Source organism: Nocardioides sp. P4_G10, assembly GCF_056401175.1.
In genome coordinates, this window is record NZ_JBFUJV010000040.1 from 1 (window position 1) to 11310 (window position 11310).

Annotated in this window: 11 protein-coding genes; 4 read left to right on the plus strand and 7 right to left on the minus strand. The window is 74.0% G+C overall.

Features of this window, described 5'->3' with window-relative positions; all coding sequences use genetic code 11:
- The 4 genes from AC1DP1_RS22955 to AC1DP1_RS22970 all read right to left on the minus strand — a co-directional run.
- On the minus strand, positions 1-2230 hold a 2230-nt coding region (locus AC1DP1_RS22955), incomplete at its 3' end, for a hypothetical protein (protein ID WP_477508809.1).
- A gap of 14 nt (positions 2231-2244) precedes the next feature.
- Positions 2245-3345, minus strand: coding sequence for a threonine aldolase family protein (locus AC1DP1_RS22960; protein WP_477508810.1), 1101 nt, complete (start codon positions 3343-3345; stop codon positions 2245-2247).
- An 18-nt stretch (positions 3346-3363) separates the two neighbouring features.
- Entirely contained in the window at positions 3364-3567 is a 204-nt protein-coding gene (locus tag AC1DP1_RS22965) for a hypothetical protein (protein WP_191196112.1), read from the minus strand.
- A gap of 33 nt (positions 3568-3600) precedes the next feature.
- Positions 3601-4125 carry a 2'-5' RNA ligase family protein gene (locus tag AC1DP1_RS22970; protein ID WP_477508811.1) on the minus strand — a complete coding sequence of 175 codons (525 nt, stop codon included), beginning with the start codon at positions 4123-4125 and terminating at the stop codon, positions 3601-3603.
- 54 nt (positions 4126-4179) lie between these two features.
- Here AC1DP1_RS22970 and cobT point away from each other — a divergent pair, with 54 nt between their 5' ends.
- From cobT to cobU, 3 genes are read left to right on the plus strand one after another with little or no spacing between them, the layout of a single operon-like run.
- A complete protein-coding gene (gene cobT / locus AC1DP1_RS22975) occupies positions 4180-5220 on the plus strand; it encodes a nicotinate-nucleotide--dimethylbenzimidazole phosphoribosyltransferase (protein WP_477508812.1) in 1041 nt (346 codons plus the stop codon).
- Entirely contained in the window at positions 5217-5981 is a 765-nt protein-coding gene (locus tag AC1DP1_RS22980; RefSeq protein ID WP_477508813.1) for an adenosylcobinamide-GDP ribazoletransferase, read from the plus strand. Before cobT ends, AC1DP1_RS22980 begins: the two co-directional genes overlap by 4 nt.
- A gap of 26 nt (positions 5982-6007) precedes the next feature.
- Entirely contained in the window at positions 6008-6535 is a 528-nt protein-coding gene (cobU, locus tag AC1DP1_RS22985; RefSeq protein WP_457189203.1) for a bifunctional adenosylcobinamide kinase/adenosylcobinamide-phosphate guanylyltransferase, read from the plus strand.
- A gap of 6 nt (positions 6536-6541) precedes the next feature.
- On the opposite strand, the gene AC1DP1_RS22990 is transcribed toward cobU, so the two are convergent.
- From AC1DP1_RS22990 to AC1DP1_RS23000, 3 genes are read right to left on the minus strand one after another with little or no spacing between them, the layout of a single operon-like run.
- Positions 6542-7516: a hypothetical protein gene (locus AC1DP1_RS22990; protein WP_477508814.1), complete on the minus strand. Its 975-nt coding sequence runs from the start codon at positions 7514-7516 to the stop codon at positions 6542-6544.
- A 2-nt stretch (positions 7517-7518) separates the two neighbouring features.
- Positions 7519-9252 (minus strand): DEAD/DEAH box helicase, encoded by a 1734-nt coding sequence (locus tag AC1DP1_RS22995; RefSeq protein ID WP_477508815.1) that lies wholly within the window; start codon positions 9250-9252, stop codon positions 7519-7521.
- 24 nt (positions 9253-9276) lie between these two features.
- A complete protein-coding gene (locus AC1DP1_RS23000; RefSeq protein WP_477508816.1) occupies positions 9277-9636 on the minus strand; it encodes a hypothetical protein in 360 nt (119 codons plus the stop codon).
- A 171-nt stretch (positions 9637-9807) separates the two neighbouring features.
- Between AC1DP1_RS23000 and AC1DP1_RS23005 the strand changes: the two genes are divergently transcribed.
- A partial coding sequence (locus tag AC1DP1_RS23005; RefSeq protein ID WP_477508817.1) for an MFS transporter occupies positions 9808-11310 on the plus strand: 1503 nt, incomplete at its 3' end.

Here is an 11310-nt window from a genome sequence, read left to right on the forward strand (position 1 = left end):
CACCGAAACCGCCCCCGCCGGAGCTGCGCCGGCTGGCGGCCGCCGCCCGGCGCGCAGCCTCGCGTCGCTGCTCGGCGTCGCGGCGGTCCTGGCGGGCCCGGGCGCCTGCCCGGTTGGCGGCATCCTTGGCGTCCTCGGCTCCGGACGTGATCGCGGCGAGCGACCCTGTCTCGGCCTCCGCGCGTGCGAGCAGCGCCGCGGCCTCCTCGAGAAGGTCGCGGGCGGCGCGCGAGACGTCGCTGTGCCGCACCTCGCCCCGGGCGGCGGCGATGGCCGACGCGGCGTCCTCGAGCGCTCGCTGCGACGCCTCGTGGTCGGCGATCGCCCGGTCCACCTCGGCCCGGGCCCGCACCAGCCCGGCCTGGACGTGGGCCAGCTCCTCGTCGAGGCGGAGGTATGGCGGGCGGGGCGTCGTCAGGTCGTCGCCGACGGAGACCGCGCCGGCCCGCAGGGTCGAGACATCGGGTACCACGGCGAGGAACGTCATCGCCGCCGGGTGGGTGGTCACCTGCCCCTGGACGGCGTCGGCCTCGACGACGGCGCGCTGCACCCGCAGCGGCAGGTCGACCGACAGCGCGCGGAGCTGCTCGACCCGCTGCGAGGGCAGTGCCGCGTCGGCCGCGATCGCGTCGGCCGACTGCTGGGCCGCGGTCAGCTCCTCGCGGGCCTGCGCGAACTGCTGGTCGGACATCGACGTGTGGGCCTCCACCGTGCGGATCGTCCCGTCGAGGGCCTTCCGCGCTGCCGCCGCGCGGTCCACGGCGACGCGTACCCCGTCCACGCAGCTGGGGTCCTGGTCGCCCTCGAGCACCTCGGTGGTGACGTACGCGTCGGCGATCGCCCGGTCGAGCTCGGCGGTGCGCGTCCTCAGCGCGGCGGTGTCGTGCTCCAGCGCGGCCCGGAACGCCGCGAGGCCGGTGAGCCACGACTCGTGGGCGGCGAGGTCGGTGTCGGCGCGCTCGGCCGCCGCTCCGGCGTCTCCGAAGCGCTGCTCGGCGACCAGCGCCTCGACCTGCCGGGCCGCCTCCTCGGCGGCCTGCGGGGCGCGGTCGTTGTCGCTGGTGCGGTAGCCCTCGCCCTGCCGGTCGGTGATCAGCCCGGACACGACGGTCGCCCGGGCGCGCAGCGCGGCGACCCGGGCAGGCAGCTCGGCGCGCAACGTGTCGTAGGCGGAGAGCCGCACCTCGACCGCGGCCATCGCGGCCTGCGCCTCCCGCAGGCCACCGGTCGCCGCGTCGACGTCGTGGGTCGCGCGGAGCGCCTCGTCGGTGTCGGTGTCGGCGATGGCGGAGTCGGTGTGCAGCTCGGAGAGCCTCAGGTAGGTCCCGGTGGCGGCATCCCGGACCGCGACCGCCTGTGCGTGCTCGGTACGGATCTCGTCGGCGACCGAGTCGCTGACGCGCGGCAACGCGGCGACGCGGGCGTCGATGAGCTCGTTGCTCTCGTCGAGCTCGAACCACGCTTGCGCCATCGCGCTCGTCGCCGTCCCGAGGGCGGCCCGGGCGGCCGCGCGTGCCTTGAGGCGGCGTCGTACGCGTGTGGCGCCCCACCCGGCACCACCGACCGCGGCGAGGCCGACCGGCACCCCGAGAGCCCAGCCTGGGACGTCCGAGCCGCCGCTCGATCCCGTGTCGTCGAGGTCGTCGGGGAAGGGGTCGTAGCCGTCGGGCAGCCTGCCCGGTCGGGCACCCGAGTCGTTGTCGGACCCCTGCGAGGCGTACGCGTCGGCGTAGCCGCCGAGGCCGGCGAGCATGCCGTCCGTCCACGCGCCGTTGCCGAACGCCGGTCCCATCCCGTCGAGCTCGACGTCGTCGCGAGCCGCGTCGAAGCGGCCGAAGGCCCGGCCGTCGTAGTGGCTGCCGAGCTCGCGCCCGTCGACCGACACCCCGAGGACGAGCAGCGACTGCCGGCCGCCGCCCGTGAAGCCCCACCCGTTGCACTGCCGGCGGGCCGCGAGGAGCGCGTCGTAGAGGTCGCCGGCGCCAGGGGTGTCACGCCAGGCGATGACCTTGACCGTCACCCGCCCGTCGTCGAAGGCCCCGCGCGCGGCACGGGCCACGACTCGGTCGTCGAGGACGTCGGCGTCGTCGAAGACGACACCGCGGTCGCACAGGTCGCCTGCCGCAGCGGCCGGCGAGGCCAGCCCCCACGAGGCTCCTCCGGCGAGGACGGCCACCACTGCTGCGTGCTGCATCCCGCGTCGTACGCGTCCGCCCACCGTCACTGCCACTCCCCCGTGCTCCGCTAGGTGCCGGGTGGACTCCCCCCGACGGCCGCCGCCATCAAACCAGCCACCTCGGCCGGGTCGTGGCGGATCGCCGGTTCGTAGCAGGTCAGCTCGGTCTCGACCCAGCCCGGAACGTCGGCGTCGCGCCACAGTCCGCACGCGACGACGCCCCGCTCCTCGACGAAGGCGACCACGCGCTCGTTGACCTCGTCGGCCGTGCCGGGGGCGTAGGCCAGGAACGTGCCGATGTGCGGCTCGTCGGGGAACGTCCGGAACCCCTGCTCGCGCAGGGCCGCCGCGAGCTCGACGGCCCACGCGCGGTAGTCGCCGAAACGGCCGAGGTGCTCCCGCAGGCCGATCAGCCCGCCCACCGCCGGCGCGGTCAGCGAGAAGAGCGTGCCGCCCATGCGCTGCCGCCACGAGCGCAGCTCCCCGGCGAGGTCGTCCGGGCAGACGACGAGCGCGCCGCTGGAGGCGCCGAGTCCCTTGTAGAGCGAGACGTAGACCGAGTCGAACAGTGCGGCGACCTCGGCCAGGCTGCGGTCCCAGTAGGACACCGACTCCCAGATCCGCGCCCCGTCGGCGTGCAGGCGCACGTCACGCTCGCGGGCGGCCTCGGACAGCGCGACCAGGTCGTCCCACGACGGCAGCAGGCAGCCGGCGTCGCGCAGCGGCAGCTCGACCATCGCCGCGCCCAGCCGACCGCCGACCGCGGCGAGGTCGTCGGCCGTGGCGGTGCGCCGGCCGGTGGTGAGCCACTCGAGCTCGAGACCCAGCACCCGCCGCGGACCGTCCTGCTCGTGGTGCACGAGGTGCGACAGGTCGGGCAGCGCGACGCGGCGCGAGCCGGCCCGGTCGCACCAGGCCCGCAGGGTCGCCTGCTGGGCCATCACGCCGCTGGGGAACATCACCGCGGCGGGCTTGCCGAGCAGCTCGGCGACCTCGACCTCGAGCTGGGCGACCGCGCCGCGCTCGCCGTAGCGGTCCCAGGCGAGGTCGTTGGCCTCGGCGTGGTCGGCGAGCTCGCGGAGCATCGCCGCGGGCGTCGACGGCGGGCGGTGGAAGATCCAGTCGGCCGATGCCGACGCCGCCCGGAAGCGGTCTTGGAGGTCGCTCATGCCGGCGTCAGGCAGACGTCAGGCGTGGCGCTTGAACCAGTAGGTCGTCTCCACGCCGGGGATGACCTGCACCAGCTCCCAGCCGTTGACGCCGAGGGTGGAGAGGAGGTCCTCCCACGACTCGGTGCCCTCCACGAGCGCCTCGGGGTCGGCGTTGTAGCCGCCGACCTCCACGTTGCCCTGGTCGTCGACAGTGATCTCGAGGTGTGCCCAGGAAGCCATGCCGTGATCCTGCCATGCCGGTCCGCACGCCGGTCAACGACCGAGCGTCCACTCCGCCATCACGTGGCAGCGGTCGGTCTCCCACCACGCGAGCTGCAGCCGGTCGAGCACCACGTCGACGGGTACGACGTCCGCGAGCAGCGCCGCGGTCGAGGGGAGGTCGACGTCGTCGGACGCCGCGTCGACGGTGAGGTGGGGCTGCACGTCGGCGCCGAACTCACCGCCGTACGGCGGCCACCCGGGGAAGGCGGCCACCAGCCGCGCGGTCAGGTCGCGCAGCGCGTCGTCGGGGTCGGGGACGAGGTGGATGATCCCGTTGGGGAACTGGCCCAGGCGCTCGAGCCGCACCCGGACCGGCGGGGTCGCGCTCGCGATCCCGGCGACGGTCTCGAGGTCCGTCGTGCCCGGGGTCGGGGCGAAGGGTCCGAGGGCCGTGATGTGCGCGTGGCCGAAGCGCGGGTCGGCCGAGACGAAGCCGGCGTCGTAGTGCGCGGTCCGCTCACGCACCCATCCCTCCAGCGGCGGCACCGGGAGCTGCAGGACGGAGTGGCCGGTCACGCGGGCAAGACTGGCAGGCGACGCCGGCGGAGCCGTCACTAGGCTGCTGCCGCCATGAACGAGTCGTCCCGCGTCGCCCCGCCCTCCCCCGAGACCGCCGCCCTCGCCCGCGAGCGCCTCGCCGGTCTGGCCACCCCGCCGGGGGCACTCGGCCGGGTCGGCGAGCTCGGCGTCTGGCTGTCGGCGGCCCAGGGCGTGGTGCCGCCGCGTCGGCTCACCGACGTACGCCTCGTGGTGCTGGCCGGCGACCACGGCGTCGCCGCGCACGGGGTGTCGGCCTATCCCGCGGCGATCACCGAGGCCATGGTGCGCACGCTCGTCGCGGGCCGTGCGGGCGTCAGCGCGCTGGCGCGCGAGCACGGTGTCGCCGTCATCGTGCTGGACGTGGCCGTCGACGCCGACCTCGACGACCTCCCGGCCGAGGTCACCGCCCGCAAGGTCCGGCGCGGCTCCGGCGCCATCCACCTGACCGACGCGCTGACCCGCGAGGAGGCCGAGCGGTCGATCGCCCTCGGTGCCGAGCTGGCCGGGGAGCTCGTCGACGACGGCGCTCAGCTGCTGATGACCGGCGACCTCGGCATCGGCAACACCACCGTCGCCGCCGCGCTCGTCGCCGCGACCCTCGGCCTGCCGGCCGACGAGGTGACCGGTCGCGGCACCGGCATCGACGACGACGGCTGGACCCGCAAGCGGGACGTCGTCGTGCAGGCCCTCGCGCGGGTCGAGGGCCGCACCTCCGATCCGATCGAGCTGCTCGCCGCCCTGGGCAGCGCCGACCTCGCGGCCACCGTCGGGTTCCTGGTCGAGGCCTCCACCCGCGGGGTGCCGGTCCTGCTCGACGGCCTCATGTCGGTCGCCTGCGCGGTCGTGGCCGAGGCCCACGCGCCGGGAGCGGCCGCCTGGTGGCTGGCCGGCCACCGCTCCACCGAGCCCGCCCAGGCCCACGCGCTGAAGTCCCTCGGCCTCGAGCCGCTCCTCGACCTCGGGATGCGCCTGGGCGAGGGCTCGGGCGCCGTCACCGCGTTGCCGCTGCTGCGCTCCGGGGTCGCGGTGCTGCGTGACGTGGCGCTGCTCTCGGAGATCCTGCCTTCGTGACCGTCCGCGACGCGTGGCTGCTCGCCACCGGCACGCTCACCGCCGTCCGCGTCCCGCCGCCGAGCCGGGTCGACCGTGGGGTCGCCGGCCTCGCGATGGTCCTCGCCCCGCTGGCGGTGATCCCCCTCGGGCTGGCCGCAGCGATGGTGGTCCTGGTGGCCGGCTGGGTCGGGCTCCCGGCGCTCGCGACGGCGTACGTCGTGCTGCTGGTGCTCGCGCTCGGCACCCGCGCCTTCCACTGGGACGGCCTGGCCGACACCGCCGACGGCCTGACCGCGTCGTACTCCCCCGCACGCTCGCTCGAGGTGATGCGCACCGGCCCCGTCGGGCCGGCGGGCGTCGTCGCGGTGGTGCTCGTCGCGGGGCTGCAGGCGGCCGGGCTGACGGCCGTGGTGCGACACGACCACGGCTGGTGGGTGGTCGGGGTCCTGGTCTGCGCGTCCCGGGCCGCGCTGACGCTCGCCTGCGTGCGCGGCGTGCCCGCCGCCCGCGCCGACGGGCTCGGCGTCACCCACGTGGGGTCGGTGCCGGTCGTGGCCGCTGCCGCGTCGCTGGTGGTGGTCGCCGTCGTCGTGGGGCTGGCCGGCCACGGCCTGGGGTCGGCGTGGTCCACGGTGTTCGGGGTGCTGGCCATGGTGGCCGTCGTGCTCGCCCTGCTGCTGCGGTGCGTACGACGCCTCGGCGGGATCACGGGCGACGTGCTGGGCGCGGCGGTGGAGGTCTCGTTCGCCGTGCTGGTGCTGGCGGCAGCCACCGCCTGACCGCGGGTTCTGACAGGATGCGCGCCATGCGGATCCTGGTCACCGGCGGAGTGCGGTCGGGCAAGTCCACCCACGCCGAGGACCTCATCGGCGGTGCCCCCGCGACGTACGTCGCCACCGGCACGCCGCCCGACCGCGAGCAGGACCCCGACTGGGCGGCCCGGATCGACGCCCACCGCGACCGCCGGCCCGCCGCCTGGGGCACGCTCGAGACGCAGGACCTCGCGGGCGTGATCGCAGGGGCCGGCGATCCGCTGCTCGTCGACTGCCTCGGCACCTGGCTCACCGCGATCATCGACGCGGACGACGCCTGGGAGCACGACTCCGACGCCGTCCACGCCCTCGTCCTCGCCCGCACCGACGAGGTGGTCGAGGCGCTGGACCGCTGCGAGCACGACGTCGTGCTCGTCACCAACGAGGTCGGCCTCGGCGTCGTGCCCGAGCACCGCTCCGGCCGGCTGTTCCGTGACCTGCTCGGTCTCGTCAACCAGCGCGTCGCCGCCGCCTGCGACGAGGTGCACCTCGTCGTCGCCGGCCGGGTACTGCGCCTCTGACCGGCGTCAGGGGTTGCAGGCCGGCGCCGTCCACGACCCGAGGTCGGAGGTGTCGAAGCGGGCCAGCATGGGCGTCATCGGCCGCCCCTTCTCCTGGTAGAGCCGCGACCCCGACTCGCTGACCACCCACAGCTGGTCGGGCGCGGTGAGCGCCATCCCCTCCGCGCCGGGCACGAACGACCGGCTCTTCCCGTCCGGACCGACGAGCACGCCGCACGTCGTGTTGGACCGCGCGAACCACAGCCCCGGCCCCACTCCCCCGAGCTCGGCCCAGATCGCACCCTGGGTGTCCGACGGCACCCTCACCTCACCGATCGCGTCCGCCTGGCTGAGCTCGTACGACGACGAGTCGAGCAGCTGATCTGTGTCGAACCACCAGAGCCGGGCCGGGTTCTCCGCCCGGAACCTCCCCAGCCCGAGCTCACCGTCCTCGCCCCACACCGCGAACGAACCGCGCACCGGCTCCGCCAATGCCCAGCCCCGCTCCACTTCGAGGGTGTCGGGGTCGAGCAGCCACAGCCGCTGCGTCTCGGCGAGCCACACGCCGTGCTCGTCGGCGACGACGCCTCCGCCGTGCCGGCACTCGGTCGGCTGCCGTGGCCCGACCCGACCGCGCACCGGGTAGCGGGACTCGATGATCTCGCCGGACCTCAGGTCCACCGACTGCATCGTGCAGAGGCGCTGACCGCCCACCTGGGTCCCGTCGAAGCTCGCGACGTACGCCGTCCCGTCCTTCACCGTCATCCCCTGCGGCACCAGCCACTCGCTCGCGTCCGGCACCCACCGACCTGCGCACATCGCGTGGTCGTTCGGGAAGCGGGCGAGCTCGTCCGGCCCGTACGTCGGCTGCTCGCCGCGGACGTCGGCGTACGACACCGGCCCGCAGCCGGGCCGGTCGCCGTCCGGTCCCGGACCCGACGACGTCGCTGTGCAGCCGACCGAGACGCCGAGCACCGCGAGCAGGGCGGCGACCAGCCGCACGCTCAGGCGCCGTCCTCGGTCAGGCTCGTCACCGGCAGCCAGTCGGCTCCGAGGAGCTGGGCGAGGTCGGCGAGGCCGGTGGTGTCGCTGCCCACCGTGTCGGAAGCCGCGGCGATCCGCTCCACCATCACCTTGCCGACCTGCTCCTCGACGGTCCGTTCGGCATAGGCGATGTGCCACGGCGAGACCTGGTGGTCACGGTGGGTGCGGCCGGTCACCTGCCTTCCGGCGATGCCCGAGAAGCGGGCCTGGTGGAAGACACCGACCCGAGGCTCCGTGCTCGCACTGCGGCCGTCGGCAAGCGTCTCCCCGGCGTGCAGGCTGATCGAGGCGACCGTGGTGAAGACGCAGACCTTCGCCTGCCCGGTCTGGAACCGCAGCCGCTCGGCCTCCGGGTCGAACCGGTCGCGGCCGTAGATCGATGCGACCTCGATGCCGGAGTCCCGCAGCCGGTCGGCGATCGGGTCAGCGGCGGTGGCGACGAACTCGACCGAGCAGGCCACCTGTCGCTCGGCCTCGACCTGCTGGGCGATCCAGGCGACCGTCGAGTCGACACGGATGAGCCCGGCCTTCTGGCGGAACCGCAGGAGCGCGGCCCGGCCCTTCGCGACGTTTCGGCCGCGCCGGGCGATGTCCATCTCGCGGCAGAACTCCCCCCACTCGGCCTCGTACGCCGACCGCTCCGCCGGCGTGAGCGTCACGGGCATGCCGGAGATCGGCACCGGCCCCCACGGCGCGGCCCGGTGCAGCATGGCCGGTGGCCGCTCCTCGTCGAGCCAGCCCCGCACGAGCTTGAGGTCCGCTGCGCGCCGCGCCGGGTCGGTGGTCCACGTCGCGCCGTAGCGTCCCCGGTCGACCCCGACGCCGTGGCGCTCGAGCGCGGCGGCGAACGTGTCCCCTGCTTGCGTCGCCGAGGTCCACTCCCGCATCGACTCGCCCAGCACCTGCGCGTACGCCGGAGCGAGGTACGGCAGCTCGAGCGGGGTGTGGCCGGGCGTCGCCGTGGTCGCGATGACGAACGGCGCCTTGTCGTGCGGCTTCCCGTGACCGGAGATCCGCGCCCACAGCTTCCACCGCTTCGTCGTCGTACGCCGCAGGGCGTGCGCCTCGTCCGCGATGATCACGTCCCAGGTGTGGTCCTTGACCTTCTCGAGCCGGTCCCACGTGATCACGACCCACTCCAGGCCGCCGTCCCCCAGGGCCGTGATCGTGCGGCACCAGTGGCCGATCGTGATCGCGGCTGGCCGGTCGGCCACGACGAGCACCCGTTGCGCCCCGCGGAGGTCTCCCACCGCCGTCGCCCCGAGGACCGCGGAGATCGTCTTGCCCACCCCGGGCTCGTCGGCGAGCAGGAACTGCCGTCCTCCCGCTTCGGCGCGCGCCGCGATCGCATCGGCCGCCTCGAACTGGATCCGCCGGGGCTCGAGGTCGTCGGTCGGCTCGGGGCTGGGTGTCGGATCATCCGGGTTGAGGGTGTTCTCGATGAACCGACCGAGCGTGTAGGGGCCGGGAGCGTACGGGGCGAGGTGCGCGGGCAGGACGCGCCCGACGTACAGGTGGGTCTTGACGGCAGGGTGCCAGGTGGCGCCGTCGACCTGCGTCCCGTACGGGACGTCGAGCACCCACAGCCGCTCGCCCGGCCCGGCGACCGGCAACGGCCGCTGCTGCTTGCGCGTGCCGCTCCGGCGCGGGGACGCGCTGCGTCGACGAGCGCTGGATAGACGGGAGCTGGCCACCCCCGGACGTTACCGGGGCATCCGCTACGAACTGGGGCGGCTCGCGTGGTGCTCGCGATATGGCTGGTACAGCCGCCCGAGGAACCTCTCGAGCTCGGACGCGAGCTCCTCGTCCAGCGACGGGAACGAGAAGGTCGCCTTCCCCGTGCGTCGGGCGCGGAGGTCCTCGGAGGAGGCCTCGAGCGCCTCCGGCCACGTGTCCACGGCGATCGCGTACAGGCTGACCTTCCGCGCGCTCCGCTTCACTGCTGCGAAGTAGTCGTGAGCGCCGGATCCCGGCCAGCGCAGCGACGGCATGCCGTAGATGGTCGCGTCCTCGAGCTCGTCCCGATACGGATCGAGGAGCGCCCAGATCCGCGCTTCGACGGCGTCGAGGTCCACCATCAGGCAAGTGTAGGAGTCCGGCGCGGGCCAACATCGTCGATTTGTGGCTTGACCGGGGCTTCGGGTCGGGCCTTCCATGAAAGTTGGGTCGGGTCCACCAACGGCAGTGTGGCCACTCATCAGGGTCAGCCGGCACCCGACCGACGCGGATCGATCGTGAGATGAGGTGTCGTGAGCGAACCCCCTGCCCGCCCTGGCGACAACCCGTCGGAGCATGACGGCCCTGACCCGGGTCGCTGGTGGGCGCTCGCCGTCCTGGCGGCCGCCCAGCTCATGATCATCCTGGACGCCTCGATCGTGAACATCGCCCTGCCGTCGGCGCAGGCGGACCTCGACATCAGCAACGCGGACCGGCAATGGATGGTCACGGCGTACACCCTGGCCTTCGGCGCGCTGCTCCTGCTGGGTGGCCGGATCGCCGACTACACCGGCCGCAAGCGCACCTTCATCATCGGCCTCCTCGGCTTCGCCGCTGCGTCCGCGCTGGGCGGGCTCGCACCCAACCAGGAACTGCTGTTCGCCGCCCGCGCCCTGCAAGGGGGCTTCGCAGCGCTGATGGCGCCTGCGTCCCTGTCCATCGTGACGGTCACGTTCACCGAGCCGAAGGAGCGGGCACAGGCGTTCGGCGTGTTCGGGGCGCTCGCGGGCGGCGGGGCCGCGATCGGCCTGATCGTCGGCGGCGTGCTCACGGAGTACGCCTCCTGGCGCTGGTGCCTCGGCGTCAACGTGCCCGTGGCCCTGATCGTCGCTGCCGCGGCGGTCCCCCTGGTCCGCGAGAGCAAGGCCCACGGCGACACCAGGTACGACGTCCCGGGCCTCCTGCTCGCGACCAGTGGCCTGTTCTGCCTCGTCTACGGCTTCACCGAGGCCGCCCGGGTCAAGAATCCCGACGACCCCAATTCGACCGAGGTGCAGGGCTGGGCCGATCCGAGCACGGTGACCTTCCTGATCGCCGCGGTGGTCCTGCTGGTCGGGTTCGTGTTGTGGGAGCAACGGGCCCGCAACCCGCTGCTGCCGCTGCGCGTCGTCCTGGACCGCAACCGCGGCGGGTCGTTCCTGGTGTTCCTGCTGGTGGGCGCCGGGCTCTTCGCCATGTTCCTGTTCCTCACCTACTACTTCCAGGTCAACCTCGGCTACACACCGCTCGAGGCCGGCTTCGCGTTCCTGCCGTTCAGCCTCGGCATCATCCTGGCCGCGGGCGTGGTGGCCCAGCTGCTCCCCCGACTCGGCCCGCGGGCGTTGATGGTTCCGGGACTCGCCATGGCAGTCGTCGGGATGCTGCTCCTGACCCGGATCGACCAGGACTCGTCGTACTGGGCGCTGGTCTTCCCGGCGATGGTGATCATGTCGGTGGGCCTGGCCGGCGTGTTCATCCCAGCAGCCAGTACGTCACTCGTCGGTGTCGGCAGCCACGACGCGGGCGTCGCCTCCGCCGTGCTCAACACCTCGCAGCAGATCGGCGGTTCGCTCGGCACCGCGCTCCTGAACACGATCTTCGCCGGGGCGGTGACGGCGTACTTCACCGACAACCCGCCGGCCAGCCCCGGGCAGGGACAGCAGACCCTGCCCCTCGCGTTCATCCACGGCTACCACGTGGCCTTCTACTGGGGCGCCGCCTTCTTCGCAGTCGCCCTGGTCGTGTCGGTCGTCTTCATCAACGCCCACAAGGAGGAC